At 71.4% G+C, this 26854-nt stretch carries 26 protein-coding genes and 1 pseudogene; 14 read left to right on the forward strand and 13 right to left on the reverse strand.

Going from position 1 to position 26854, the window contains the following annotated elements; all coding sequences use genetic code 11:
- Positions 1 to 73 precede the first annotated feature (73 nt).
- Positions 74 to 1381, forward strand: a complete 1308-nt coding sequence (locus tag ACFMQL_RS05065; RefSeq protein WP_378784721.1) for a protein kinase — start codon at positions 74 to 76, stop codon at positions 1379 to 1381.
- Between the two features lie 170 nt (positions 1382 to 1551).
- On the forward strand, positions 1552 to 2502 hold the full coding sequence (locus ACFMQL_RS05070; protein ID WP_364057734.1) for a hypothetical protein: 951 nt from the start codon (positions 1552 to 1554) through the stop codon (positions 2500 to 2502).
- A gap of 82 nt (positions 2503 to 2584) precedes the next feature.
- Here ACFMQL_RS05070 and ACFMQL_RS05075 read toward each other — a convergent pair whose 3' ends face one another.
- From ACFMQL_RS05075 to ACFMQL_RS05085, 3 genes are read right to left on the reverse strand one after another with little or no spacing between them, the layout of a single operon-like run.
- A complete protein-coding gene (locus ACFMQL_RS05075) occupies positions 2585 to 2947 on the reverse strand; it encodes a TPM domain-containing protein (RefSeq protein ID WP_364057737.1) in 363 nt (120 codons plus the stop codon).
- A 54-nt stretch (positions 2948 to 3001) separates the two neighbouring features.
- Positions 3002 to 3292 carry a hypothetical protein gene (locus ACFMQL_RS05080; protein ID WP_364057740.1) on the reverse strand — a complete coding sequence of 97 codons (291 nt, stop codon included), beginning with the start codon at positions 3290 to 3292 and terminating at the stop codon, positions 3002 to 3004.
- 52 nt (positions 3293 to 3344) lie between these two features.
- On the reverse strand, positions 3345 to 4751 hold the full coding sequence (locus ACFMQL_RS05085) for an amidase (protein ID WP_378784723.1): 1407 nt from the start codon (positions 4749 to 4751) through the stop codon (positions 3345 to 3347).
- A gap of 140 nt (positions 4752 to 4891) precedes the next feature.
- On the opposite strand from ACFMQL_RS05085, the gene ACFMQL_RS05090 reads away from it, so the two are divergent.
- From ACFMQL_RS05090 to ACFMQL_RS05105, 4 genes and pseudogenes are all read left to right on the forward strand, one after another.
- Positions 4892 to 5722: a nuclease-related domain-containing protein gene (locus ACFMQL_RS05090; protein ID WP_364057746.1), complete on the forward strand. Its 831-nt coding sequence runs from the start codon at positions 4892 to 4894 to the stop codon at positions 5720 to 5722.
- Between the two features lie 232 nt (positions 5723 to 5954).
- The gene (ilvD, locus tag ACFMQL_RS05095; protein WP_378784725.1) at positions 5955 to 7793 is read left to right on the forward strand and encodes a dihydroxy-acid dehydratase; all 1839 of its coding nucleotides are present in this window, start codon (positions 5955 to 5957) and stop codon (positions 7791 to 7793) included.
- A 242-nt stretch (positions 7794 to 8035) separates the two neighbouring features.
- On the forward strand, positions 8036 to 8536 hold the full coding sequence (locus ACFMQL_RS05100; RefSeq protein ID WP_364057752.1) for a WYL domain-containing protein: 501 nt from the start codon (positions 8036 to 8038) through the stop codon (positions 8534 to 8536).
- Positions 8537 to 8938: 402 nt separating this feature from the next.
- Positions 8939 to 9385, forward strand: a pseudogene (locus tag ACFMQL_RS05105) (serine hydrolase); the annotation flags it as partial.
- A gap of 249 nt (positions 9386 to 9634) precedes the next feature.
- Here the strand turns inward: ACFMQL_RS05105 and ACFMQL_RS05110 are convergent.
- Genes ACFMQL_RS05110 through ACFMQL_RS05120 form a run of 3 tightly spaced genes read right to left on the reverse strand, consistent with a single transcriptional unit; the run spans position 9635 to position 11216 of the window.
- A complete protein-coding gene (locus tag ACFMQL_RS05110; RefSeq protein ID WP_364059533.1) occupies positions 9635 to 9838 on the reverse strand; it encodes a zinc ribbon domain-containing protein in 204 nt (67 codons plus the stop codon).
- 18 nt (positions 9839 to 9856) lie between these two features.
- Complete coding sequence (locus ACFMQL_RS05115) at positions 9857 to 10654, reverse strand: GNAT family N-acetyltransferase (RefSeq protein ID WP_364057755.1); 798 nt, start codon at positions 10652 to 10654, stop codon at positions 9857 to 9859.
- A gap of 55 nt (positions 10655 to 10709) precedes the next feature.
- A complete protein-coding gene (locus ACFMQL_RS05120; protein ID WP_364057758.1) occupies positions 10710 to 11216 on the reverse strand; it encodes an HNH endonuclease in 507 nt (168 codons plus the stop codon).
- Positions 11217 to 11501: 285 nt separating this feature from the next.
- Between ACFMQL_RS05120 and ACFMQL_RS05125 the strand changes: the two genes are divergently transcribed.
- Positions 11502 to 13559, forward strand: a complete 2058-nt coding sequence (locus ACFMQL_RS05125; RefSeq protein ID WP_378784728.1) for a prolyl oligopeptidase family protein — start codon at positions 11502 to 11504, stop codon at positions 13557 to 13559.
- 38 nt (positions 13560 to 13597) lie between these two features.
- On the opposite strand, the gene purU is transcribed toward ACFMQL_RS05125, so the two are convergent.
- On the reverse strand, positions 13598 to 14452 hold the full coding sequence (purU, locus tag ACFMQL_RS05130; RefSeq protein WP_364057764.1) for a formyltetrahydrofolate deformylase: 855 nt from the start codon (positions 14450 to 14452) through the stop codon (positions 13598 to 13600).
- Between the two features lie 215 nt (positions 14453 to 14667).
- On the opposite strand from purU, the gene ACFMQL_RS05135 reads away from it, so the two are divergent.
- From ACFMQL_RS05135 to ACFMQL_RS05150, 4 genes are all read left to right on the forward strand, one after another.
- On the forward strand, positions 14668 to 15618 hold the full coding sequence (locus ACFMQL_RS05135; protein ID WP_364057767.1) for an inorganic phosphate transporter: 951 nt from the start codon (positions 14668 to 14670) through the stop codon (positions 15616 to 15618).
- A 67-nt stretch (positions 15619 to 15685) separates the two neighbouring features.
- A complete protein-coding gene (locus ACFMQL_RS05140; RefSeq protein WP_364057770.1) occupies positions 15686 to 16276 on the forward strand; it encodes a DUF47 family protein in 591 nt (196 codons plus the stop codon).
- Between the two features lie 26 nt (positions 16277 to 16302).
- Positions 16303 to 16647, forward strand: a complete 345-nt coding sequence (locus ACFMQL_RS05145; protein ID WP_378784730.1) for an ArsR/SmtB family transcription factor — start codon at positions 16303 to 16305, stop codon at positions 16645 to 16647.
- Positions 16644 to 17093, forward strand: a complete 450-nt coding sequence (locus ACFMQL_RS05150) for an NUDIX domain-containing protein (protein WP_364057776.1) — start codon at positions 16644 to 16646, stop codon at positions 17091 to 17093. Before ACFMQL_RS05145 ends, ACFMQL_RS05150 begins: the two co-directional genes overlap by 4 nt.
- A gap of 176 nt (positions 17094 to 17269) precedes the next feature.
- Here the strand turns inward: ACFMQL_RS05150 and ACFMQL_RS05155 are convergent, their stop codons facing one another.
- The 6 genes from ACFMQL_RS05155 to ACFMQL_RS05180 all read right to left on the reverse strand — a co-directional run bounded on the left by ACFMQL_RS05155 (position 17270) and on the right by ACFMQL_RS05180 (position 24438).
- Positions 17270 to 18049, reverse strand: a complete 780-nt coding sequence (locus ACFMQL_RS05155) for a hypothetical protein (RefSeq protein ID WP_364057779.1) — start codon at positions 18047 to 18049, stop codon at positions 17270 to 17272.
- 75 nt (positions 18050 to 18124) lie between these two features.
- Positions 18125 to 18577, reverse strand: coding sequence for a hypothetical protein (locus ACFMQL_RS05160; RefSeq protein WP_364057782.1), 453 nt, complete (start codon positions 18575 to 18577; stop codon positions 18125 to 18127).
- A gap of 371 nt (positions 18578 to 18948) precedes the next feature.
- Positions 18949 to 20655, reverse strand: coding sequence for a tetratricopeptide repeat protein (locus ACFMQL_RS05165; protein ID WP_378784733.1), 1707 nt, complete (start codon positions 20653 to 20655; stop codon positions 18949 to 18951).
- A gap of 200 nt (positions 20656 to 20855) precedes the next feature.
- A complete protein-coding gene (locus ACFMQL_RS05170) occupies positions 20856 to 22112 on the reverse strand; it encodes a DMT family transporter (protein WP_378784734.1) in 1257 nt (418 codons plus the stop codon).
- A 302-nt stretch (positions 22113 to 22414) separates the two neighbouring features.
- Positions 22415 to 22903: a GNAT family N-acetyltransferase gene (locus tag ACFMQL_RS05175; protein WP_364057791.1), complete on the reverse strand. Its 489-nt coding sequence runs from the start codon at positions 22901 to 22903 to the stop codon at positions 22415 to 22417.
- Complete coding sequence (locus tag ACFMQL_RS05180; protein ID WP_378784736.1) at positions 22900 to 24438, reverse strand: XRE family transcriptional regulator; 1539 nt, start codon at positions 24436 to 24438, stop codon at positions 22900 to 22902. Before ACFMQL_RS05180 ends, ACFMQL_RS05175 begins: the two co-directional genes overlap by 4 nt.
- Positions 24439 to 24714: 276 nt before the next feature.
- On the opposite strand from ACFMQL_RS05180, the gene ACFMQL_RS05185 reads away from it, so the two are divergent.
- The 3 genes from ACFMQL_RS05185 to ACFMQL_RS05195 all read left to right on the forward strand — a co-directional run bounded on the left by ACFMQL_RS05185 (position 24715) and on the right by ACFMQL_RS05195 (position 26847).
- The gene (locus ACFMQL_RS05185; protein ID WP_364057797.1) at positions 24715 to 24999 is read left to right on the forward strand and encodes a hypothetical protein; all 285 of its coding nucleotides are present in this window, start codon (positions 24715 to 24717) and stop codon (positions 24997 to 24999) included.
- A gap of 458 nt (positions 25000 to 25457) precedes the next feature.
- A complete protein-coding gene (locus ACFMQL_RS05190) occupies positions 25458 to 26456 on the forward strand; it encodes a mechanosensitive ion channel family protein (protein WP_378784737.1) in 999 nt (332 codons plus the stop codon).
- Positions 26457 to 26466: 10 nt separating this feature from the next.
- Positions 26467 to 26847 carry a globin gene (locus ACFMQL_RS05195; protein ID WP_364057803.1) on the forward strand — a complete coding sequence of 127 codons (381 nt, stop codon included), beginning with the start codon at positions 26467 to 26469 and terminating at the stop codon, positions 26845 to 26847.
- Positions 26848 to 26854 lie beyond the last annotated feature (7 nt).

A 26854-nucleotide genomic window follows, 5' to 3' on the forward strand; every position in this document is an offset into this window, starting at 1 on the left:
CGGTAGGTCTCGGTGGCCTACCGGCTACACGGAGTTGACGGTGTCGCCGCGGCAGCGGTGTTAGCCTCGAACAGTGCTAGGCCCGGGGACCACCCTCAACGACCGCTACGTGCTCGGCGACCGCCTCGGCGGAGGCGGCATGGGCGAGGTCTGGCGTGCCGACGACACCGTGCTCGGCCGCACGGTCGCGGTCAAGGTGCTGATGCCGGCGCTCAGCGAGGACCCGACCTTCATCCAGCGCTTCCAGAACGAAGCCAGGGCCATGGCCACCCTGCGGCACCCCGGCGTCGTCGACGTCTACGACTACGGCGTCTGCGAGGTGGAGGGCCGGCGGGTCAGCTTCCTGGTGATGGCCTACGTCGAGGGCGAGTCGCTCGACCGCGTGCTGCGGCGCGGACCGCTCGGCGTCGAGGCCACCATGCGGCTGGTCGCGGAGGTCGCCGACGCGCTGGCCGCCGCCCACGCCCAGGGCATCGTCCACCGCGACGTCAAACCGGCCAACCTCATGGTCAGGGCCGGCGGCGGCGTGGTGCTCACCGACTTCGGCATCGCCCACTCGGCCTCGGCGGGCAACCTCACCGCGACCGGCACCATGCTCTGCTCGGCCGGCTACTGCGCGCCCGAGATGGCCACCGCCAGCGACGTCACGCCGGCCGTCGACATCTACGCGCTCGGCGTGGTGGCGTACGAGTGCCTGAGCGGGCAGCTGCCGTTCCAGGGTGACACCCCCGTACAGATCATCTTCAAGCACCTCAATTCGCCCGTGCCCCGGCTGCCCGACAGCGTGCCGCCGGGGCCGCGGCAGGTCGTCGCCAGGGCGCTGGAGAAGTCGCCCGAGGCGCGCTGGCAGTCCGCGCCGCAGATGGCCGAGGCGGCGCGCAGGGCGCTCAGCGCGCCGCGCGAGCTGCCCGCGCCGCGGCGGCGCAGCAAGGCCCTGCGGGCCGGGCTCACCATGGCCGTCGCCGTGCTCGTGACGGCCGTCATGGCCGGGTGGGTGTGGTGGCGTCCCGCCGAGCCGACCAGCGGCGGGGCCACCGTCTCGCCGCCCACCTTCCTCGGCACGCCGGTCGACATCGAGCCGCCCACGCCGACGGCCGGCACCAAGCGGCCTACGACGCAGCCGGTCAAGCGCTCACACACCCCCAAGCCGACGGCGTCCGTCAAGTCGCCCGTGCCCACCGCCCCGCAGCCCAGTGTGGAGCCCACCACCCCCACCCGCACGCCCACGTCGCCGCCCACCACGACCTCCGAGCCCGAGCCAGAGCCCGAGCCGACGGACGAGCAGCCGACGCTGACGCCCGGGCCGGAGGAGCCCACCACGGAGCCGTCGATCGGCAAGCCGCCCGGCAAGATCCAGTGCATCCGCGCCCCTTGCCCCTGACCTCCGCCCGCTGGTGGCCGTAGCGCCAGTTCGGCTTGTGCTGACGGGCGCCGCTGCGGCGGCTCCCGCGTTCGGTTCCGGCGCGCCTCGGCCGGGGCGTTCCACGCTCGGGTCGCGGCGAGAAGGGGTTCATTTCCGTAATCGTCGGCCGAACGTGAGAAAGTCGTCGCGTGGACTCGACTCGTGACCTGCTCATCGCCCTCGCCCGCCGCTACGCCTTCGCCGATCTCGGCGCGCTCGTATCCGCCGCGGAGATCGCGGACGTGTGCGAGTTCGGGCAGCGGCTGCTCTCGCTCGACGCCGAGGACTTCGCGGCCGAGGCCCGCGCGGTGCCCGCCGACCTGCGGCGGCAGGCCCGCGCATGCCACATGCCGCAGACCCCGCGCCAGCAGCCGCGCGGTGCCCTGGAGTCGCTGCGGCCCGCGTACGGACTGCTGCTGGAGGTCATCGCGGCCCGGTGGGACCGGCGCGAGCTCAGCCCGATGATCGCGGCCGTGCACATCGCCAGCGAGTACCTGCCGCTGCTGGCGTTCGAGCCGCAGCTCGGCCACGCCGGGGACCCGGCGAAGTGGCCGGAGGGGCTGAGCGCGGTGGGGAGCAGGTTCGGGGTGATCGGGGATCGGGAGTGCGATCACACCAAGTCCGAGCAGTCCGCCACGAACCGTACGTTGCGCGTGTCGGTGGAGCCCGCCGAGGGGTGGCGGGCGTACTTCGACCGGCAGCACAGCCAGGTGGCCGGGGCGCTGGCGGTGTGCGTGGCCACCTGCCGCAACCCCTGCACGGCCATGGATTGGATCGATCCCGAGGCGCGGGCCGGCCTGGAGACGCGGGCCCGTACGGCGCTGGCCTTCGCCGACACCCCGCTCGTACGGCTGCGCCACGCGGCGCCGGTGGGCCACGGGTTCGGGGTGCCGTCGCCGGAGGAGGTGCTGGACGCCTGGGAGCGCAGCCGGGCCACGCTGGACAAGAACGCCGTGGGCGCGGCCGCGCTGAAGGACGACGGGTTCCCGCTGCCGGGGCTGCCGTCGCTGTTCTCGGCGATCGCCGACTCCCCCATTGAGCCGTCGAGGCTGCTGGAGGGCGTCAGCAAGCACATCATCACCCTCCTCGAACGTCTCTGAGTCCCCTCCTCGCCGTCCCCTCCCCGCCGTCCCCTCCTCGCCGCCGTCCTGCCGCTCCCGGCGCGGCGGTACGCGACCGAGGTCAGCGGCGGGCGGTGGCCTGCTCGCCCAGGGCGGCGACGCCGTACAGGAGGCCGCCGGCGATGTCGCCCACGCTGAACGCGGTGGCCATCGACATCGCGACGAGGCGGCAGGCGGCATCGCTGAGCCGCCGCCTGGCGTTCTCGCCGGTGACGATCTCCAGGCCGCGCCCCGCCGGGTCGACGAAGACGACCACGGCGTCGGGGGCCTCGGGGCCGAGCGCGGCGTGCAGGCGTTCGGCGAAGTGGCGGCGCGGGCCGGCGGGTTCGCCCAGGTAGAGGGCGAAGCGCAGGCCGCTGCGACGCTCGGCGGTGTGCAGCGCCTGCCTGATGTCGTCGGCCTGCGCGGCGGTCAGTCCCCGCATCGGGCACCTCCCCGCGACCCGGCTTGCGCGGCGGTCAGTCCTCGCACGGCCGCCTCACCAGCCCGCTGAGGCGCCGCCGACGCGGCCGCTCGGTTCGGCGGTCTCGGCGAGGGCGCGCCAGTCGTGCTCAGGCGTCTCGGCCCACTGCGGCACCCGGTCCGCCAGCACCACGCCGGACGTGCTCACTCCGCGTTCGCTCCTGGAGGGACCGCCCAGCCAGACGGGGCCGGAGCGGTCGGGGCGGGGCCCGCCGCGTCCGGGCACCAGGACGAGCAGGCTGATCAGAACGAACAGCCCCATGGACCCCCCGATGAGGACGAGCAGGATCTCTGCCGCGCTGTTCATGCCATGACCGTAGACCGCACCGTTGAGTCCGGCCAGACCCGGCGCGGGTGTCTCACCAGATCGGTGGCCGCCGGTCGCCCCAGAAGCCGCCCTTGGCCGCCTCGACCTGGGCCGACAGGGAGATCAGCAGGCCCTCGCCGCCGATCCGGCCGGCCAGCATGACGCCGATGGGCAGCCCGTCGGCGCTCCAGTGGAGCGGGAGGTTCACGGCGGGCTGGCCGGTGACGTTGTAGATGGCGGGGAAGGCGGCGAAGCGCTTCATCCGCTCGAACGTCTCCTCGGGATCGTGCACGTCCTCGAACCAGCCGACGGGGCGCGGCGGCTGGGTGACGGTCGGGGTGAGGACGGCGTCGTAGGCGTTCGTGATCTCCAGGGCGGCGCGGGTGGCGAGCTGGAGCCGTGCCTGCGCCTGGAGGAAGTCGGGCGCGGTGGTGGCGTCGCCGCGCCCGCGCAGCCAGCGGGTGAGCGGCCGCAGCAGGTGCTCGTTCTCCTTGGGTACGGGGTGCATGCAGGCGAAGGCGTACCAGAGGGTGACGAACGCGGGCACCAGCTCGGGGCCGAAGGGCCGGGGGATCTCGACGACGTCGTGGCCGAGGTCGGCGAGGGTCTTGGCGGCCTCCTCGTACGCGAGCAGCACCTCAGGATGGACCTCCGCCTCCGGCACGACGGGATCGGCGTAGCGGGCGATGCGCAGCCGTCCGGGTTCGCGGCGGGCGCACTCCAGGAACGTGCCCTCGTGCGGCGGCGCCAGGTAGAGGTCGCCGGGCATGTTGTGCGCCATGACGTCGAGCAGGGCGGCGGCGTCGGCGACGGTCCTCGCGATGGGGCCGTTGGTGGACAGCCCGGCCAGGTCGGGGATGATCGGGGCGAAGCTGATGCGGCCGCGCGTGGGCTTGATGCCGTACAGGCCGCAGACGGAGGCGGGGATGCGGATCGAGCCGGCGCCGTCGCTGCCCTGGGCGGCGGGGGCGAGCCCGGCGGCCACGGCCGCGGCGGCTCCCCCGCTGGATCCGCCCGCCGACGTGCGCGGGTCCCACGGGGAGCGGGCGGGCGGTCCGACCGCGGTCTCGGTGTAGCAGGGCAGGCCGAACTCGGGCGTGGCGGTCTTGCCGAGCATGATCGTGCCGGCCTCGCGCAGGCGTACGACGATGGTGTCGTCCACGGGCGCCACGAAGTCACGGTACGTGGCCGAGCCGAAACCGATCGGAACGTCCTTCACCAGGTTAAGATCTTTCACCGGGACGGGCACTCCGGCGAGCGGTCCGTCGGGCAGCTCGCGTTCCATGCGTCGTGCCTGGTCGAGTGCCTGCTCGCCGGTCACGGTCACGTACGCTCCGATGCCCGGGTCGATGCGTTCGATCCGGTCGAGGTAGTGGCGCGTGAGCTCGACGGGTGAGATGTCGCGCGAACGGATGGAGCGGGCTTGATCGAGCGCGGAGAGCTCATGGAGTTCAGGCACGTTCGGACCCCTCGGGCATCTCTAGAGAAGAACAGAAGACATACCCCGAAAACCTGCGTGGAACACGATGAGCCGGGCCATAAAACTATGGACGCGGCAACACTAGGAATCGATTGAAACCCCGGGCTACGGTGAGTTGCGTGGACTCCGACAACCAGCGTGAAGACGGTCACAACACCTCGCCCATCTGGGTGAGCGACCGGCCAGAAAGCAGCGAGCAGACCGCCGCTGCGAAGCCTTCGGCGCCCACTTCCACGTACGCGCCGGTCGAGCGCGCGTCCGTGCTCAGCCTGCTGCAGCAACCACGGGTCCGCCGCCTGCGCAACCGCGTCCTGCTGGGCGTGGCCGTCGCGATCGTGGTGGGCTTCCTCGTGCGCGACTGGCGGATCGGAGTGACCGCCGGTGTGATCGCGGCCATCGCGGAGGCGATCTACCGTTCGCGGTCCAACTCGTCCGTGCCCGCGTGGCGGCGCACGTCGGTGGCCGAGCGCCGCACCGAAGCGCAGTTGCGCAGACTCGAACGCAGCGGCTACCGCACGCTGCACGCCCGGGCGATTCCGGGCAGCGAGGCGCAGATCGACCATCTGGTGGTGGGTCCCACGGGCGTCTACGCGGTCGACTCCGAGAAGTGGGATCGCCGTCTGCCCGTACGCGTGCAGATGGGCAAGAAGCTCTTCCACGGCCCGTTCGACAAGAAGGACCGGCTCTCCGAGGCCAAGTGGGAGGCGTCCGAGGCCAGCAAGCTGATCAGCGAGAAGTTCGGCCGCGAGATCTCGGTCGTGCCGTCGCTGGCCATCTACGGCCCCGCGGTCCCATGGAAGATCATGACCATTCGCGACGTGGACGTCTACGAGGGCCACCGGGCTCGCAAGTGGATCACCAAGCGCGAGCGGGCGCTGACCGCCGCCGAGATCGACCGCATCTACGAGATCGCCGCGCAGGTGCTGCCCCCGCGTTACGGCGAGGACTGATCCCCCCACGCCCCTTCGGCGAGCCCCTGCTCTCCGCCGGGATCCCCGCGATCCCCCGCTGACGTCACCGGCCGCCCGCCTCGCTCTCCGAGGCGGGCGGCCGCTTGTCATGGCCTCGTCGATCTTGAAGGGCACGATCGGATAACGGCTGTCCGCCGTCTGGACAGTCGTCTCATTTACCGGGCGGTGGTCGTACCATGTGAAGACTCACTAAGCGATGGGAGAAGCGCCAATGCCCGCCCTCAGGTCACGTACAGTCACCCATGGCAGGAACATGGCCGGTGCCCGGGCCCTGCTCCGGGCGACCGGCGTAGCCGGGAGCGATTTCGGCAAGCCCATCATCGCGGTGGCCAATAGCTTCACGCAGTTCGTCCCCGGTCATGTGCATCTGCGCGAGGTGGGCGATGTGGTGTCCGCGGCGATCAGGGAGGCCGGGGCGATCCCCCGCGAGTTCAACACGATCGCGGTCGACGACGGCATCGCCATGGGCCACGGCGGCATGCTCTACTCGCTGCCGTCGCGCGAGCTGATCGCCGACGCCGTCGAATACATGGTCAACGCCCACTGTGCCGACGCGCTGATCTGTGTCTCCAACTGTGACAAGATCACGCCGGGCATGCTGCTCGCGGCGTTCCGGCTGAACATCCCGACGATCTTCGTGTCGGGCGGTCCCATGGAGGCCGGCAAGACGCCCGGCAAGAAGCTCGACCTGATCGACCCCATGATCGCCTCCGCCGACGACTCCGTCTCCGACGCCGAGCTGCTGCAGATGGAGGAGAACGCCTGCCCGACCTGCGGCTCGTGCTCCGGCATGTTCACCGCCAACTCGATGAACTGCCTGACCGAGGCCATCGGCCTGGCGCTGCCCGGCAACGGCACCGTGCTGGCCACCCACAAGGCCCGCAAGCAGCTCTTCGAGGACGCCGGCAGGAAGCTCGTCGAGATCACCCGCCGCTACTACGAGGACGGCGACGAGTCGGTGCTGCCGCGCTCGATCGCCACCCGCGAGGCGTTCGAGAACGCGATGGCACTCGACGTCGCCATGGGCGGCTCGACCAACACGATCCTGCACCTGCTGGCCGCCGCCCGCGAGGCGCAGGTCGACTTCGGGCTCAAGGAGATCAACGAGCTCTCGCTGCGGGTGCCGTGCCTGTGCAAGGTCGCCCCCGCCACCGCGAAGTACCACGTCGAGGACGTTCACCGCGCCGGCGGCATCCCCGCCATCCTGGGCGAGCTCGACCGGGCCGGGCTGATCCACCGCGACGTGAACACGGTCGCCGGCGGCACGCTCGGCGACGTGCTGGCCGCCTGGGACGTGCGCTCGCCGTCGGTCAAGCCCGAGGCCGTCGAGCTGTGGCACGCGGCGCCCGGCAACGTCCGCACGGTCAAGGCGTATTCCCAGGACAACCGCTGGGACACCCTCGACCTCGACCGCGAGAACGGCTGCATCCGCGACATCGAGCACGCCTACACCGCAGACGGCGGCCTGGCCGTCCTGTACGGCAACATCGCCCGCGACGGCGCCGTGGTCAAGACCGCCGGCGTGGACGAGTCGATCTGGAAGTTCAGCGGCCCCGCCGTGGTGTTCGAGTCGCAGGAGCAGGCCGTCGACGGCATCCTCGGCGGCCGGGTCAAGGCCGGCGACGTGGTCATCGTCCGGTACGAAGGCCCCAAGGGCGGCCCCGGCATGCAGGAGATGCTCTACCCGACGTCCTTCCTCAAGGGCAAGGGCCTGGGCAAGGCGTGCGCGCTGATCACCGACGGGCGCTTCTCCGGCGGCACCTCCGGTCTGTCCATCGGCCACGCCTCCCCCGAGGCGGCCGAGGGCGGGGCGATCGCGCTGATCGAGGACGGCGACATCATCGACATCGACATCCCCAACCGGACCCTGGAGCTGCGGGTCTCCGATGACGAGCTGGCGCGGCGGCGCGAGCGGCTGCTGGCCGACCTGGGCGGCTACCGTCCGCGCGACCGCAACCGGCCGGTGAGCGCGGCGCTGCAGGCGTACGCGGCGATGACGACGTCCGCCTCCACGGGCGCCTCTCGCGACCTCTCGCAGCTCTCCCGCTGACCTCTGACGGAACGAACCCCCGCCGCCCTCCGGCGGGGGTTCTTCCATGAACGCGGTCGTGGCGTCCGGCTCGGAGCCGTTCGTCGTTCGTCCTGGCCTTCCGCGCGGGCCTCATCCCGCTCGACCTGCCGCGCCTCCGGCCGGACCGGCTGTGGAGCACCCTTCCTGCAGCGCCTGATGAGAGGACTGTCCTTCCGGACAGACTTTCGAAAACTGTCGGCGGTCATCTCTATTGTTGGGGTATGACGACAGTCGTGAAGCACGATTCCCGCCCGCTGACGACCGCCGAGATCGCCGCCCTCGCTCTCTCCCTCGCCCACCTCGGGGCGGGGCCGCAGGCCGTCACCGCACGGCGTGGCCTGCAGCACGCCTTCCAGCACCTCGACCTCGACGACGACGTCATCGCCACCACGCTCACGACCCTCACCGAGCCGCTGCCCGCCGACGTCGCCGCGCGGGCCAGGCTCATGGCCGACGCCATCACCAGCCGGCTCAACGTCCGCCTGCACTACCGCGACGCCTCCGGTCACGTGACCGTCCGTGACGTGGAGCCGGTGACGTGCCTGGTGCACCGCGAATACTGGTACCTCGTCGGCGTGTGCCGGATGCGCCGGGCGATCAGGGCGTTCAGGTTCGACCGGATCATCGCGGTCGAGCCGACGCTGACGCCGTCCAGGCCGCACCTCGCCGACCGCTTCCTGCCGTTCCAGCGCCGCAAGCGGCGCGCGTCCAACGCCGCGTAACACCCGGTCACCCCTGGGCGCGGCGCGAGATCTGGCCGGGGCTTGACCTGCGACGTCCCGGCCGTTGAAGTGGCGGCTGGCAGGCTCCCGCACATGCGCGTACGGGAGCTGTCGCTGTTCGCCGCCCTGCTGCTCGCCCTCCCCGGCAGTGCCGGGACCAAGGAGGCGGCGCCGCCCCCGAGCCTCCCCGTCCAGCACGCGCCGGCGCCGGCCGAGAGCGCGCCGCCCGCCGACGTGTGGCGGGCCCTCGACCGGCGGCTTGAGCGCTATCTGCGCGGGCGTCCCGGCCGGGCGGCGCTGGCCGTCCACGACCGCACCACGGGCGCCCGCTACGCCTTTCGGGAGCGCGCCTCGTTCCTGCTGGCCAGCGTGGCCAAGGTGGACGTGCTGCTGGCGTTCCTGATGCGGGCGCGGGACCGGCGGCTCAGCGCGTACGAGCAGCGCCTGGTCTCGCAGATGATCCGGCACAGCGACAACCACTGCGCCCGCGAGCTCTACGCGGCGGTCGGCGGGGCGGACGGCCTGGCCCGCACGCTGCGCAGGCTGGGCGTCAGACACATCGAACCGGGCGCGGCCACGGAGGTGGGCTACACCCGCAGCCGGGCGTCGGAGCAGGTGGAGGTGCTGGAGCGGCTGCTCGTACCCGGTGGGCCGCTGCCCGACCGGGCGCGCCGCTACGCGCTGGAGCTGATGTCGTCGGTGGAGCCGTCGCAGGCGTGGGGCGTCAGCGCGGCGGCCGCGGGCGGCGAGGCGGCGCTCAAGAACGGCTGGCTGCCCGCCGAGCAGCACGGCGGGCTGTGGACGGTCAACAGCGTGGGCCGGCTCATCGTCGCCGGCCACGACCTCGTCATCGCCGTGCTGTCGGAGCGCAGCCCCACCATGGAGGCGGGCGTCGCGACGGTCGAGCGGATGGCGAGGATGGCGGTCGCCGCCGCCACGGGCTGGCCGGCGGCGACCGGAGCACGGCCGCAGGACCACAGCGATGACCGGCCGCGAGGCCGGAACGGCGACCGGCCAGAGGACCGGAGCGGCGACCGGCCAGAGGACCGGAGCGGCGACCGGCCGGAGGACCACAGTGACAACCGGCCGGGAGACCGGCTAGGAGGCGCAGCACCCGCCCCCGCAGCAGCCGCCGCCCGCTCGGGGCGCGGCGGCGCTGCCGGTCATCGCGACCGTGGACAGCAGCTTCACCGTGTCGTCGTGGCCCTCGGGGCAGACGGCCGGGTCGTCGGAGGCCGACATCGGACGGGACACCTCGAAGGTGGAGCCGCAGGCGCGGCATCTGAAGTCGTAACGCGGCATGCAGCCATGGTAACCGCGTCAGGCGTACATGACATGGGCGTAGTCGCCGACCGGTTCGTAGCCGATGGCCTGGTAGATGGCGTTGCTGGTGGGGTTGTCCAGGTCGGCGAAGAGCACGACCTCGGCCCCGCGCTCGTCCCTCCCCGTACGGCTGGCGTACGCCGTGACGGCGGCCCCGTAACCGCGTTTGCGGCGTGACGGCGGCGTGTAGACGGGCCCGATGCGGCACACCCCGCCACAGGCAGGCGAGAGCGCGGCCATGGCGACGGGAACGCCGTCGGCCTCCCACACGAACAGCTCCCTGCCGGCCAGCCGCCTGGCGACCCGCTCGACCTCGTCCCCCTCGCCCATGCCGACCTCTTCGCCGAAGGCGTGATACCAGCTCACCAGCAGCGGGAAGTCGCCGGGCACGCAGGGACGGCCCCGGCCCGCGACGTCGGGCACGGCGAGCGTCCCGAGGCGGTAGAGCCGCTCGGAGACCACCCGCTTGGGCGCGCCGAGCAGCCGGGCGACCTCGGCGGTCACGTCCAGCGGGCCGACGGCCACGGCCAGATCGCCGCCGAACCCGGCCACCAGCGGGGCGACCGCCTCCACGGGCACCGCGAAGAGCCCGGCGGGATGCGGCGGCGTGTGGAAGACCGCGCCGCGCACCTCGCCGTCGACCGTCCACCAGCCGAAACGGGCGCCCTTGGCGGGCATGCCCGCGCGCAGAGCGGCCAGCACCGTGAGCGCGACGGTATTGCGGACCGGGTCGCCGAGCAGGAAGGGCTCGGCGACCGCGGCGTACTCCTCGACGTCCGAGGTGAAGGTCCACATGCCTGACCATGCTGTCAGGCGCGGCCTCCACCCTCAATGTGGTGTTATGCCGGACTTATGCGGCGGCTTCCAAGTAAGGCGCCCATTGCGGGTCGCCGACGAGGGAGGCGCCGATGAGCCGCCAGTGGGCGCCCCTCGGCACCGCGGGGCGCACGCGCAGCGTCCACCCCAGCTCCTCGAGGTACTTGTCGGCCTTCCTGTGGTTGCACGTGGTGCACGAGGCGACGCAGTTCTCCCACGTGTGGGTGCCGCCTCGCGACCGGGGGATCACGTGGTCTATCGTCTCGGCCTTCTGCCCGCAGTAGGCGCAGCGGTAGTCGTCGCGCCGCATGAGGGCGGCCCTGGTCAGCGGAATGCGGGAACGGTAGGGGATACGGACATATCTGCGGAGCCTGATCACCGAGGGCACGTCGAGCGTGCGGCTCGCGGAGCGCAGCACCGCGCCGCGGCCGTCGCGGTGGACGACCTCGGCCTTGTCCCGCAGCACCAGGACGATCGCCCGGTGCAGCGACAAGGTGGTCAAGGGCTCGTAGGTGGCGTTGAGCAGCAGGACCTGGCGCATTATCGGGCCTCTCCGTACTGCGCGCGTATCAAAGGGGACATGCCGCGGCATGTCCCGGCTATCGACCCCTCCTGGGGCACTCGTGCTTCCGTCACAATGGACCTCCGCCGGACGGCCCGACGGGTGGTCACCACGGCACCGTCCTGTCACCCAGTTTGGCGTTTGCACCGCGGTCCCCGCCACCCCAAAAAATCTCACCCTGGAATGACCAGTGGGACGCACGATACGTTTTATGCCCGCTCGACCAGCACTTTACGCATGCCCGTTGGCAGTAGGGTTCGGTCCATGACGCGAGAGCCGTACCCGAGCGCACGCCGCGAAGACACCGTCGACATCCTGCACGGAACCCCCGTCCCCGACCCGTACCGCTGGCTCGAGGACCCGGACAGCCCCGAGACCAAGGGGTGGCTGAACGCGCAGGCCGAGCTGTACGCCCAGGAGCGAGGTGAGCAGCGGTTCAAGGACCGCATCGCCGAGCTGCTCAAGTCCGGCTCTGTGGGGGTGCCGGCCTGGCGCGGCGATCGCTACTTCTTCTCCCGGCGTACGCCCGACAAGGAGCACGCCGTCTACTACGTGGTCGAGCCGGACGGCACCGAGCGCGCCCTGATCGACCCGACGGCGATCGACCCGTCGGGGCTGACCACGCTCGACGCGGTGCAGCCCGACAAGGAGGGGCGGCTGCTCGCCTACCAGCTCTCGGTGGGCGGCAACGAGGAGTCGGTCCTGTACGTCATGGACGTCGCCACGGGCGAGCGCGTGGAGGGGCCGATCGACCGCTGCCGCTACTCCCCCGTGGCCTGGCTGCCGGGCGGCGAGGCGTTCTACTACGTGCGCCGGCTGCCGGCGCACGAGGTGCCCGAGGACGAGCGGCAGTTCCACCGCCGTGTCTACCTGCACCGCGTCGGCACCTCCGCCGAGGACGACGTGATGATCTTCGGGCAGGGCCTGAAGATGACCAACTACTACGGCGTCTCGGTCTCCCGCGACGGCCGCTGGCTGCAGATCTCGGCCCATGAGGGCACCGCGCCGCGCAACGACCTGTGGGTCGCCGACCTGACGGCCTCGCCGATCGACCGGCCCGAGCTGCGGGTCGTGCAGGAGGGCGTGGACGCGCAGACCGGGCTGGTGTTCGGCCGCGACGGCAAGCTGTACATCCACACCGACCGCGAGGCGCGGCGGGGCCGGGTGTGCGTCACCGACCCGTCCGAGCCGGGCTTCGAGGGCTGGCGCGACCTGATCCCCGAGGACCCCGAGGCGGTGCTGTCCGACTTCGCGATCCTCGACGACCTGGAGCGCCCGGTCATGCTGGTGGGCTGGACCCGCCACGCCATCAGCGAGATCACCGTGCACGACCTGGCGACCGGCGAGCGCATCGGCGAGGTGCCGACACCGGGGCTCGGCACGATCGGCGGCATCGCCGAGCGTCCCGAGGGCGGCTACGAGGCGTGGTTCGGCTACACCGACAACACCACCCCGCCCACCGTGCAGCGCTACGACGCGCGGACGGGCGAGACCACGCTGTGGGCGGCCTCGCCGGGCGTGGTGGAGGTGCCGCCGGTCCGTACCGAGCAGGTGGTCTACCGCTCGAAGGACGGCACCGACGTCCGCATGCTGATCATCTCGCCGGCGGGTGAGGCGTCCGGCCCGCGGCCCACCATCCTGTACGGCTACGGCGGCTTCGGCCTGTCCATGACCCCCGGCTACTCCGCCTCGATCCTGGCCTGGGTGGAGGCCGGCGGCGTCTACGCCATCGCCAACCTGCGCGGCGGCGGCGAGGAGGGCGAGGAGTGGCACCGCGCGGGCATGCTGGCCGACAAGCAGAACGTGTTCGACGACTTCCACGCCGCCGCCGAGCACCTCATCGCCACCGGCGTCACCACGCGGGAGCAGCTCGGCATCTCCGGCGGCTCCAACGGCGGCCTGCTGGTGGGCGCGGCGCTGACGCAGCGTCCCGAGCTGTATGCGGCCGTGGTCTGCTCGGCGCCGCTGCTCGACATGATCAGGTACGAGAAGTTCGGACTCGGCGCCACCTGGAACGTCGAGTACGGCTCCGCCGACGACCCCGAGCAGTTCCAGTGGCTGCTGGGTTACTCCCCCTACCACCACGTCAAGGAGGGAGTGGACTATCCGGCGACGCTGTTCACGGTCTTCCAGTCCGACACGCGGGTTCACCCGCTGCACGCCTGGAAGATGTGCGCGGCGCTGCAGCACGCCTCCGCCTCGGGGAAGCCGGTGCTGCTGCGCAACGAGGCCGAGGTGGGTCACGGTGCCCGCGCGGTCAGCAGGTCGGCGGACCTGTGGGCCGACACGCTGACCTTCCTCGCCCGGCACACCGGGCTATAGAACCGAGCTCAAGGGCCGGGCTCCAGGACGTACCGGTCCTAGCGCGGGAAGACGATCGTCTTGTGGCCGTCGAGCAGCACCCGCTGCTCGGCGTGCCACTTGACCGCCCTGGCCAGCGTCAGGCACTCGACGTCGCGCCCCATCGCCACCAGGTCCTCGGGCGAGTGGCTGTGGTTGACCCTGACCACCTCCTGCTCGATGATCGGGCCCTCGTCGAGGTCGGCGGTCACGTAGTGGGCGGTCGCGCCGATGAGCTTGACGCCGCGGTTGTGGGCCTGGTGGTAGGGCTTGGCGCCCTTGAACGACGGCAGGAACGAGTGGTGGATGTTGATGGCCCGCCCCGCCAGCTTCTCGCAGAGCTCCTCCGACAGCACCTGCATGTAGCGGGCCAGCACCACCAGATCGACCTGGTAGTGCTCGACCAGCGCCATCACCTCGGCCTCCTGCTTGGGCTTGGTCTCGGGGGTGACCGGCAGGTGGTGGTAGTCGATGCCGTACGACTGGGTGAGCGGCCGCAGGTCAGGGTGGTTGGAGACGACGGCGACGATCTCGATGCCGAGCGTCCCGGACCGTACCCGGTAGAGCAGGTCGTTGAGGCAGTGGCCGAACTTGCTCACCATGATCATCACGCGCGGCCTCCTGGCCACGTCGCGGACCGTGAACTCCATCGCGAAGTCGGGCGCGAGCGCGGCGAAAGCGGCGTTGAGCTCGTCCTCGCCCAGCGGCGCCGAGAACTGCACGCGCATGAAGAAGCGCTGCCCCACCCTGTCGCCGAACTGCTGGCTCTCGATGATGTTGCAACCGTGTCCGGCGAGCAGGCCGGAGACGGCGGCCACGACGCCGGGCCGGTCGGGACAGGACAGCGTCAGGATGTATTCGGCGGGGCTGGTCATGCCTTCACTCTCGCGGACTTCGAACAATGGGCCGCCCCCGAGCGTCAGACTTCCGGGCTGGGCGGTCACCGTCGAGGGTACCCGGGAAGTCCCGAGGCAGTGATGCTGTTGGTTCTGTTCCAGGGTAGTTAAGTCGGTTGAAACCTGGACCGATACCGTAGGTGGCGTGAATTGCCTCGTCGCAGGCCGGCGGGGCGGAGATGGAGCACGTTTCCTTGGACGCCGTCGTACTGATCGTGGTGGCCTGTCTGTTCGCCGTGATTTCAGGGGTCAACGACGGCGGTGCGCTGGTCGCGACGGGGCTCAAACTGCCCACCGTGCGGCCGGTGACCGGGGTCGCCGTGCTCGTCGTCGCGGTGGCCACCGTGCCGCTGCTCACCCACCAGGTGGCGCTGACGTTCGTCAACCGGCTGGCCTCCTTCGACGACCCCGGCGGGCGCGCCGCGATGACGATCGCGGTCGTGGCCGCGCTGATCGTGGTGACCGTGCTCAGCGCGAAAGGCCGCCCGACCAGCCTGACGCTGGCCGTGGTCGGCGGGCTCACCGGGGCCGGGCTCGGCTGGGGCCTGCCGGTCTCCGGCGGGTCGGTCGCGCTGGTGCTGGCGTTCGGCATCGCGGCGCCCTTCGTCGGCGGGCTGCTGGCGTGGGTGCTCATCCGGGTGCTGGTCGCCGCCACCACCGCCAGGGGCCTGTGGCGCTGGCACTGGGCCGGGTTCCTGCTGCAGACGCTGGCGTACGCGGCCAACGACGCCCAGAAGATGCTGGCCGTGTTCATGGTCGCGGCCGGGTTCACGGGGGCGCCCGTCCAGTACACGGTGCTGGTCGCGCTGCTGTTCGGCATCGGCACCATGTACGGGCTGCCCAGGGGCGGCCGCACGCTCAGCCGCGAGATCATCGTCTCGCGGCCCCCGCACGGCGTCGCCGCCGAGCTGTCGGCCGGCACGGCCGTGATCGCGTCCGCGGCGGCCGGCATGCCGGTGAGCATGACCCAGGCCATCGCCGGTGCGCTCATCGGCGCGGGCGTCGCGCAAGGCGGCGGGCGGGTCCGCTGGTACGCCGCGAGCAAGATCGCGGCGGCCTGGCTGCTGACGTTGCCGGCCAGCGGGCTCCTGGGATGGGGCCTCGCACTACTGGTGAAGGGATTCGCGGGCGTGAGGCTGTCGTGACGATCTCGTTAGTGGGGGTGCGTACGTGAAACGACTGAGGCGGATCCGGGACCTCATGACAGGGCGCATGGACAGCGCGCTGTCCGAGGCGCTGCTCGGCCAGCTCGAGGCCACGAAAGAGGGCGCGTGGCTGGCCATGGCCATGATCGGCGGAGAGGTCGGCAGAACGGGCGCGCACGAGCAGATGCGCTCGATCGAGCACCTCGGCGACGAGGAGCGGGCCCGCCTCATCGACGAGCTCAAGACCGCCCTCGTCACCCCCATCGACCGCGAGGACCTGTTCCGGCTCTCGCGCTCGATCGACGACGTGCTCGACTCGCTGCGCGACTTCGTCCGCGAGTCCCACCTGTACCGGGTGCCCGACCAGATCCGCTTCACGCCGCTGCTCGACCAGGTCATCGTCGGCATCGACGCCCTGGAGAACGCCGTGCGCAACCTCACCTCCCGGCCCTCGGTGGTCGCCCAGGACGCGCTGGAGGCGAAGAAGGCGGGCGGCGCCATCCGGCGCATGTACCAGTACGAGATCTCCCGCATCTTCTCCGGCGAGCTGTCCGCCGAGGCCATGAAGGAACGGGAGCTGGTGCGGCGGCTGGAGATCGTGGGCGTGGCCATCGGCGAGGCGGCCGACGCGATCGCCGACGGGGCCATGAAGCGGTGAACCCGCAGGTAGGATGTTCGACTGAGATGGAACAGAACGTGCGTACCACGTCGAGCAGGGCCCGCGGGCTCACCCACACCGCGCCCGCCGAGGTCACGCTCCAGGCCGCCCTCGAGGCGCTCGCCGACCCGATCCGCCGCCGCATCGTGCGCGAGCTGGCCGGGGTGCCCGACTGGGAGCGGGCCTGCGGCACGTTCAACCACCTGCCCGTCGCCAAGTCCACGCTCAGCCACCACTTCTCGGTCCTGCGCAACGTCGGGCTGCTGGAGCAGCGCGACGAGGGCGCGCGCCGCCTCAACCGGCTGCGCCGCGCCGAGTTCGACGAGCGCTTCCCCGGGCTGCTCGCGCTCGTGATCGCCGAGGACGCATGACCGAGGTCCAGGACACCCCCGCCGCCCGCGTCGTCTGCCTCGACCGCGACGGCCGGGTGCTGCTGATGCACTGGTACGACTGGATCGCCGGCATCGACATCTTCGAGCCGCCCGGCGGCCGGCTCGAACCCGGCGAGAGCCCGCTGGAGGCCGCCAAGCGTGAGCTGACCGAGGAGACCGGGCTGCCCGGCGCGGCGGTGTCGGAGCACATGGTGGAGATCGATCGCGACTTCACCTGGCTCGGCGTACGGTACGTGCGGCGCGAGCCGTTCTACCTCGCCCGCTTCGACGAGGCCAGGCCCGCCGTGGTGCCCAGTGCGCTGACCGACGAGGAGGTCGCCGGTTTCCGCGGCCATGTGTGGGCCGAGGAGCTGCCGGAGGGCGTCGACCCGCCGGAGCTCGCGCAGATCATCGAGGAGCTGAAGCGGGCTCAGCGCCCGGCCTGACCTCACGCTCAACGTCGACCTGGCTCCCCGATCAGCGCCCGACCTGACCCCGCGCTCAGCGCTCGACCTGACCCCACGCTCAACGCAACCTGACTCACCGCTCAGCGTCCGGCCTGACCCGGCTCCAGCCTGACCCGGCTCCGGGCTGGGCGCTCGGGGCGGCCGCGGCTCGACGCTCAGCGCTCGGTGTGGCCCAGTTCGGTCATCGTCCGCGTCATGAGGCCGCGCAGCAGCTCGCCCGCCAGCTTCTCGTGCCGGTCCTCCACGGACATGCCGGTGTTGACCCGCTCGCGGTAGACCTCGCGCTCGTACGGGTCGGTGTAGGGCAGCGCGGTCATGGCCACGACCACGCTCACCCTCGTGCCTCCTTGCGGCACGACCGCCACCGCGTGCGTACGCAGGCACGTCTCGTCGGGGCCGCCGTACCAGCCGCACTTGACCGCGGCATCCGCACTGCCCACCGCCTGGCGCGCCCCGAACGTCTGCGACTCCGGCACCTCCGTCATCCAGCCCAGCACCGCGGCCGCCACCGGGTCGCCGGTCGCGGCGGCCTGGGCGAGCACCGCGTACGCGGCGGCCACCTCGCCGGCCGCGACCTCGACCGAGCCGAACCGCGACGGGTCGCCGTTGGGCGGCCTCCAGCGCACGCCGGTGCGCTCGTACAGGTCGTCGAGGATGACGCGGGGCCCGACCGACAGCCACAGGGCGAGCGTGTCGGCGTTGGACGAGACGACCACCGCGGGCTCGGCATGCCGGCGCCACCGCTCGGCGTCGGCGATGCGGCCGGCCGCCACCCACGCGTACAGGGGCTTGAGCAGGGAGGCGCAGCGCAGCCTGGTCAAGCCCGAGCTGACCTCGACCGTACGGGCGGGCGGCCCGCCGTAGCCGCGCCTGATGCCCGCCGCCTGGGCTCCGGCGCTCTGGTCGAGGTCGTCGAGCAACTCGTTGAAGCTCACGCCCCAACCGTAGACCCACCGGCCGCCCGCCCCGCGCCATCCGGGCCGTCGGCCGTACACGGATAAGAGGGTTCGTCACAGGTCGTACAGGGTGAGGGTGATCGCCAGAGCGGCGGGAAGCAGCGCGATGACTCCCGCGATCGCGGCGATCCGCCCTCCACGCGACGTCCGGGGCTCCGTCACGTACGCCGCCAGCGCACCCGCCCCGGCGAACATCGCACCGGTGGCCGCCAGGTGCGCGAGCGTGGACGTCCACGACGGCAAAGGCTCCGCCGCGAGCCTGAACACCACGTACATCCCCGCCGCGACCAGCGCCACCCGCCGTCCGGGGCGCACGTCCGCCCCGTCCAGCGCGTACGCCGCGACGGCCAGCAGCGCCAGGCTGATGGCGGCGACCACGCCGATGGCCGGAACCAGGCACCCCCAGTCCCCGCACCCGACGCCCGCCCAGGCCAGCCGCACGCTCGCCCACCACCACGCGCCGAGCGCCCCGCACACCGCGGCACCCCGCCCGATTCGCCGCCCCATGCCCTACATGCTCCCACCACGCAGAACGCGCCGCCCTGCCCACGCCGAGCGGGGCGGGACATGAGAACGGGTGAATCGGCGACGGCCCTCCCCGCCTGCGCCCCACGGATGCGATGGGCTCGGTGCCGTGCAGGGCCGCCCCGCCGGGCGCGGACAGGATCGCGCCAACGGTCTCGCGGACAAGGGCCGAAAGGCGACCGCAGGCGCGAGACGACGTCGCCCAGGCGCGGCGAGGGCGGGCGGCGCGAGGCGATGTCGAGCAGGCGCGGCGAGGGCGGGCGGCGCGAGGCGATGTCGGGCAGGCAAGCGCGGTGGGCGCACGGCGCGGCCTCCGGTCCGTGCCTTGCCGGCGAGTCAACGCGTGGACGGCGTCACAGTGCGGCGGCGCGGTGGTCGTCGGCGGCGGCCTCGGGGTGGCGGCCCATGGCGCGTAAGACGATGGCGCGGTCGGTGTACAGGTCGGGCTGAGGGTCGAGGGTGATGGCCTGGGTGAGGTCGGCGAGGGCGCCTTCCAGGTCGCCGGTCGCGTAGCGCAGGATGCCACGGTTGCCCCAGGCCGCGGCCAGGTCGGGGGCGTGTTTCACGGCGAGGCCGAGGGCGGCGGCGGCCTCGGGGAAGCGGCCGGCGGCGGTCTCCAGCTGGCCGAGCACGGTGAGCAGGTGCGGGTTGCCGGGTGCGAGGGCGAGCCCGGCTTCGACGTCCGCCCTGGCCGCGTCGTCGCGGTCGAGCGCGGCGAGCAGCCCGGCGCGGTTGATGTAGGCGTCCAGGTAGCCGGGGTCGAGCTCGATCACGCGGGTCAGGTCGGCGAGGGCTCCGTCGATGTCGCCCCGCACGGTACGCAGCTCCGCCCGGTTGTAGTACGCCTCGGGCAGCGGCGGCCCGGCGGCGATGGCCTGTTCGAAGTCGGCCAGCGCCTCCTCGTGCCGCCCGAGCCGGAAGAGCAGGTTGCCGCGTTCCAGGTAGTAGTCGGGGAAGCCGGGGTCGAGAGCGATCGCGGCCGCGTAGTCCTCCAGGGCCTCCTTGTGGCGCCCCTGAGCGGCCAGTAACTGGGCGCGGTTGGCCAGCAGCACCATCCGGTGTACGGGGTGCCGGGCGCCGAGCTCGCGGGCCAGCTCGATGGCGGATTCGACGAGGGACAGCGCGGCGTCGATCCGGCCTTCGCGCAGCTCGACGAGCGCCAGGCCGTTGCGGTCGAAGCCGAGCTTGAAGGCGCGCTCTGCGGGGTCGGGCAGCAGGCCGGAGATGGCGATGGCGAGGTTGATCCAGGCGCGGGCGCGGGTGAGGTCGCGCCGGGCGGGGTCGGGGTGGCGGGCGTCGAGCATGGCGGTGCCGTACGCGGCCGCGGCGTGCATGGCGGGGTCCTGGCCGGCCACGCGTACGCGGTCCCAGAGCGCGCGGGCCTCGTCGGTGCGCCCGAGCCCGCCGAGCGCGGTGGCGGTGCGCTGGGCGAAGTCCCACCAGCGGGATCCGCCCGCCTCCGTGCGCGCCATGCCCAGCCGGCCCAGCTCGATGGCCGCGTGCAGGAACCCTTCGCGCATGCAGCGATCGACGAGCGGCCACAGCTCCTCGGGGTCGCTGGGCCCCGGCGGGGGTTCGGGGCCGCCGGAGTAGACGGTGATCGCCAGGATGCCGGGCGGTACGCGCCGCATCAGCACGTCGAGCAGCTCGGCGTCAGTGGGGTCGGCGGCGGCCGCGTTGCACACGGCGATGGCCGACCCGGGCGGCACGGCGTCGCGGACGAACTCGGCGATCCCGTTGGCCAGCCGCAGCGTGCGGCGGGGTGCGGGCACGAGGATGCGTTCCTCGTCGGAGAGCCCGGCGTCGATCGTGCCGCGCCGCACGGGCACGTCGCCGGCCAGCTCGGGCGCGGCGGCCAGGATCTCGATGTCGTGCGCGGCCACCAGTTCTGGAGCGTCCCGCAGTGCCGCCGGCACCAGGTGGCCGAGGAGGGCGGCGGCCAAGGTGTAGGGGCCGCGCGGCCTGCGATGCGCGTCGATCATCGGCATCAGCAGCCGCGCGGCCCCGTTCTGGGCGGGTGGTCCGCCCTCGACCTTGAGGTGGGACCTCTCCTCAGTCACCCCTTGTGAATGACGCTGGAGGTCCCTGCGAGCCTCGCGGTACCAGGCTTGCGGACGACGATGCGCTTCATGGCGTGCCTCTCCACTCGGGGTTAATCACCCATTATTGGGACACCCCACCGAATAGCAAGATTTATCCGAATTAAGTGGGAGGCTACTGGATAAAATGCACTTGCCTTTCGAATGGTATATGTAACCCATTAGGAGCGAAACCAGCGCTGCAATCGTGTGGTATGAGACCGCTCGGAATCCTCCATGAGATCGCACAGGCACCGCCCCAGCAGCGTGATCGATTGGCAGCATCCCGGCCCCGGCGAGCTCTTGGCCCGCACGATGCGGGTGGCCCGGTCGAGCAGGCGCTCCAGGCTGGGCTCCGCGCCGCCCTTGAGCGAGCGGGTCCGCCAGGGGCACGACGCGACGTCCGTGCAGGCGCCGCTGTTGATGTACGGCACCGGCCCGCTCTTGAGCCGCAGCCGGTCCTCGCGCTTGACGCGGTGCTCGGCCAGCACGTGAGCGGCCCTGCGGGCGACCGAGAGCAGGTGGCGGCGGCGCCGCTCCTCCGGCGGCGGCGACCCTGCGGGCCTGGGCAGCGCGAGCAGCGTCGCCCCGCCCATCAGCACGCCGCCGAGCACCATCCCCCAGCCCATCGGCTCGTCGAACCAGATGACCGCGATCGCGGCCACCCAGACGGGCTGCGTGGACATGAGAATCTGGCTCGGCATCGCGGGCACGTGGGCCTGCCCGTACGAGCGGGCGAGAAAGCCCAGCGCGCACGACACCACCGACAGGTGGGCGAGGATCAGCCAGTCGGTCAGGCCGCCCGGCAGGCTGACCCCGTCGCGTACGGCGAAACCACCGGTCAGCACCCCGATGGTGAGCAGCTGGACGGTGGTCAGCCCGTACGCGGGAAAGCCGGACGGCCGCTTGGACAGATGGGCGAGAAAGAGCGTGTGACCCGAGTAGAGAGCGGCGGCGAGGAGCGTGACCCCCAGCGCGGATACGGACATGTCGTCGGCGTCCATGCCGCGTACGAGCGTGAACACCCCCATGCCGGCCAGTGCGAGCGCCACCCCCGCCCAGATGCGCCGCGGCACCCGCTGGCGGAAGAGCACCAGCGACAGCAGCGGCGTGATGACCACGCTGCACCCCACGGCGAACCCCGACACCGCGGACGGCAGGTCGTTGAGCGCCATGGCCTGCGCCGTCTGCCCCACCCCGAACAAGACCCCCAGGATCACGCCGTGAAACCAGGAGCGGCGCGACATCCCCCGAAGGCCGCGCGGCCTGATGACGATCAGCGTGAGACCCGCGATGAGATACCGCTCGGCGAGCAGATCCTCCACCGGTAAACGGGGGATGAGATCTTTCATCAGCGGGAACGCCGACCCCCAGGCGGCGCTGACGAACAAGAGAAGCGCGGCTCCCAGTAGGGGGCGGGGAGCGGGCAAGACTGCCATGGCAAAAGCATGGCACTACTAATCGCGACGTCAGATGTACAGGGCGCAGCCGGTGAGGGTTGCTTACACCTCGGTGGTAAGAGCCTCACCCGCGGGTTCGTACAACCTCATCCGTGAGGGCTGAAGGGGGCGTCTCGGACACGTTCCGCTCAGATATCGGGCCCGGTCGGGCGGGGCCGCGGAACGGCCTTAAAAGGAACCGGCGGGCATGTCACGCCGGGAGACCCGGAAATGGTCACCGGGAAAAGCAGAGGTGGCGACCCCAGGAGGGGGTGTTTGGGGTCGTATGTGAGCGGGGCTGTTCAGCTTTCCATTACGGTACGCGGGACGAGCCGTTTCTCTCCGTAGATCACGGTGTGTTCACCGACCCGCTCGCGGGAGAGCTCGCGCCAGCCCCGGCGCTGATAGAGCGCCAGCGCGGCCTCCTGATTCAGCGTGGTGTCACCGCGCACCCGCTGGAAGCCGAGCTCGACGGCGCGCCGCTCGATCGCGGCGAGCATGGCCGCGCCGTAACCGCGCCGTTGATATTCGGGATGCACGCGCAGCCGGCAGACCTCGGCCGTGGAGGTGTCGATGGGTTTCAGACCGCCCATCGCCACGACCCGCGAGCCCACCTCGCCCACCAGGAAGTCGCCGCCGCAGGCGAGATAGACCTCCTGGATGCGGGGGAAGTCGTCTTCGTAGTAGACGCCGTCTCCCGGCACCAGGCCCACCTCGGCGAGGCAGATCCGGTGCAGCGCGAGCAGGGTGTCGAGGTCGGACCAGCGATAGCGCCTGATCCTCAGCTTCATTTATCGCCCCCTTGCATCTGGTGCTGTCTGGGTCGTCGAAGCTGCGCGAAGTACTCGTCCACCCCTGGCGCGCCGGCCGCCTTGAGCGCCTCTCCGAGCGCGAGCGCAGGACGGACGATGAGGTCGGTGAAGTATTCGTCGCCGACCAGGCTGAGCGCGCGGGTGCCGATGGCCACCGCCTCCCCCAGCTCGCCGTCGATCAGCTTGCACTGGGCCTGGTCGAGCCTGATCAGCGTCTGGTCGAGGATGTGGTCTTCGTACTTGGTGAGCGCCTGGCCGAGCACGACCTCCGCCTCGATCGTCTGGCCGAGCTTGGTGAGCACGTCGCCCTGGTAGAAGTAGAGCTGCTTTTCGGTGTAGCCGAAGGCGACGTCCTCGCGGTCTTCGGCCTTCATGTGGGCGAACGCGTTGCGCGCCCGCGCCAGCGCGCGCTTGGCCTGATCGACGATCTCCTTCTTGTTCTCGCCGGCGGCCATCGCGGCCAGCGCCCTGGCCTCGACGACCGGCGCCATGGCCTGCGCGGGGCACGGCATGGAGCCCGCCATGTCGCGGCTCTTCTTCGCGAGGTTGAGCGCCTCGCGGGCGTCGCCGAAGTAGAGGGGGACGAGCGACTCGCGAGCGCAGATCCACGCCCGCAGCGCGCGGTCGCCGGTCTCGTCGGCGGCGGTGCGCCCGGTGCGGAAGAACGAGCGGGCCAGCCGGTGATCGCCGAGGTTGATGAGGATCATCCCGCTCAGGCCGGCGAGCTGGGCGGCCATCCTGCACAGCCGCTCCTGCAGGTCGATCGGCTGGCGGCGGGACATCGCCGTGCGCACGGCGCTCAGCTCGAGCAGCACGTCGCACAGCAGCCGCAGCGGCGCCGTCGTCGTGTACTGGCGGCCGAAGCTGACCGTCGCCTCCTCCCACTGGTCGAGCATCGCGGCCGAGACGGTGGCCGAGACCAGCGTCTCGTCCATCCTGCGCCGGATGCCCTCGCACGCCCCCAGCACCGGCCCGTCGAGCTCCACGCCCTTGCTGTCGTTGTTGAGCAGGTTTAAAAGGGTGCGCCGGAGGATGTTCTCGTCCTCCTCCGCGTCGGGCTCAGGGTCCATCGGCTTGATCGTCAGGTCGCGCTCCTGCTGCCCGCAGCGCTCCTTGATCTCGATGCCGGCGCTCGGGGCGCGGTGGCTGTGGCCGCAGATGCAGGGCGCGTCGTAGCCGAGGGCGAGCGGCTCGACGCGATAGACGGTGCACAGATAGTGCAGGTATTCGGGGCCGGGGCGTTTCAAGCCGCTCTCGTACGCCGACAGCAGCGTCTCGCCGATGCCGGGCATCGGCTTGTTGTCGCGTTCGAACAGGGCGCGCACCTGTTCGATCACGTCGGCGAGCGCAATGCCGTACGCCAGACGATGCGCCTTGATGCGGGTCGTGCTGAACTGCGCAGTGCACGCCTCATGGATCTCATCGGCTATCTGGGCCGTGGTGCGCCCCGCGGCGAGGCCCCTGGCCCTGATCCGCCGAGCGATCTCAGTCTCTCGGTGCTGTCTGCCGGACATCCCCGGCCCCTCTCACGCAAGTCTCGACCGGTCCGCAACTGGTGACTCAGCGTAGCCCTTGAGTCGCTGTACGCCTACCCATGACTATGAAGCAATGACGGCGGGATGGGAAACGCCGATAGGGAGCCTACGGTTAAGGATCGTCCTCCCGAGGACTGTTTCTTACAACCCATGAGTGAGAAGCGACTCCCCGTGAACGAATAGCGCCGTTGCGCAATCCCCTGACTTGGGCCATGTTTGGCGCACCGGCTAGGAATCCCAAGGGAGGGACGAACGGTGGGGGACGACAACTTCGAGCACCTTGAGCGTCTGGTGACCGAGCTCGGTGCTCGCGGTCTGCTCGCACGAGTGGTCCGGACCCAGAGCGGGCGCACCTTCGTCCGGGTGATCAACCCGGACGCCACGAGCCTGTCCGAGAACGTCACGTGCCGACCGGCCGCCGTCTCGGAGGCCTCGTCCTGGTGGTACTGCTGGTCCTGGGGCGACCGGATGCACACGGCCGACGATCCGGCCGGTGCGGCGAACAAGGTCGCCCGCGTGCTCGCCGTCGCGGGTGAGTGAACGACGTGGCGACCCGGGTGGAGCGCAGCCACCGCGGCTCGTCACGGCACACGGCGGTGAACCGGGTGGAGCGCAGCCACCGCGGCTCACCGCGACCCACGGCGGCTCCTGGGAGCCGGCGGGGTGGCCGGTGCGGAGGGGCGCCGGCGTACCGGGCCTCTGGTCACCCCGCCGGTTCCGGCCGGCCGTACAGGCCGCACCACGAGCCACCCGTCCGCGCAGCCGGGCGGGTGTCCGGGGGATCCCTCCCGGAACCGGCTCGGGGCACGCTTCCGGGTGCGTGTCCCGTCCGAGCCGTCCGTCATCGGAGCGCCGTCTCTCTCCCTCCGCGGCCCAGAGAGCCGGCGACCCCGTCTTCCCCGGCGTGATGTGACGGCGGGCGGTTCGGCCGGCTGTATTTTTGGATCGAAACGGTCCAAAGAGTCGGCCGTTCCGCTTCCGGAGGGGGATCCACCATAGTGTTACTGCTGGTGACGCCGTCGCCACAGCCGACGTCGCCGTCTCCATCGTTGCTGCCCGACGTCGACCAGATCACCACGCAGATGTCGGCCGTCTGCCAAAGCGACACCATCCTTTGCTCTACGCTGGTCAAGGTGTTCGGCAACGAGCCTTGGGCGCCGCTGGTGTCCAACGCGATAACCATCGTCCTCATCCTCGTGCTCGCCTTCGTGGTGCGGAACATCGCGCACCGGATCATCACCAAGGTGGTCAACCGGGCGGCCACGGGCGGCTCGCTCACGAGCAGGTTCCGCAGAGGAGCGGCGACAGACGGCATCGACGCGCTGCTGCACGAGCGGCGCAGGCAGCGCGCCGAGACGATGGGCTCGATTCTCAAGCACGTCGCGTCGGTCGTGGTGCTCGGCACCGCGGTGCTGACGGTGCTCGACCGGCTCACCATCCCGATCGCCCCGCTGCTCACCAGCGTCGGCATCGTGGGCGTGGCGGTCGGCTTCGGCGCCCAGGAGCTGGTCAAGGACTTCATCGCCGGCATGTTCATGCTGCTCGAAGACCAGTACGGCGTCGGCGACGTGATCGACGCGGGCCCCGCCGTGGGCACGGTCGAGGCGGTCACGCTGCGGATCACCCGGCTGCGCGACGCCGACGGGCGGGTGTGGTACATCCGCAACGGCACGATCACCCGGGTCGGCAACGAGTCGCAGGGCTGGTCCCGGGCGTACATGGACGTGCCGGTGCCGTACGACGCCGACGTGGTGGGCGTCAAGGTGCTGCTCGAGCAGGTGGCCGAGGAGATGTGGGCCGACCCCGAGCTGCGCGAGGCCAAGATCGTGGAGCAGCCGCAGGTGTTCGGCGTGGAGCAGCTCTCCGACAGCTCGCTGGTGTTCCGCATCACCACCAAGACGCTGCCGGCCGCGCAGTCCGAGGTGGCGCGCGAGATGAGGCTGCGGGTCAAGCAGGCGCTCGACACGGCGGGCATCCAGCTTGTAGGCAGCGCCTAAGCTAGTAAGCGTGACAGAAACCTCCTTTTACGACGCCGTCGGGGGCGAGGAGACGTTCCGGCGCCTCGTACACCGCTTCTATGAGGGGGTTGCGGAAGACCCGCTGCTGCGGCCGCTCTATCCGGAAGCCGACCTCACCGGCGCGGAAGAGCGGCTGCGGGGCTTCCTGATCCAATACTGGGGCGGTCCCAAGACCTACAGCGAGCAGCGCGGCCACCCCCGGCTGCGCATGCGCCACATGCCGTTCGTCATCGGCGAGCGCGAGCGGGACGCCTGGTTGCGCCACATGCGCGACGCGGTCGACGAGCTCGACCTGCCGGAGGAGTACGAAAAGCGGCTGTGGGACTACCTGGTGTACGCCGCCCACAGCCTGGTGAACTCACCCACGTAACGGGGCA

It is taken from the genome of Nonomuraea fastidiosa (genome assembly GCF_042751225.1).
In the GTDB taxonomy this organism is placed as follows: Bacteria; Actinomycetota; Actinomycetes; order Streptosporangiales; family Streptosporangiaceae; genus Nonomuraea; species Nonomuraea fastidiosa.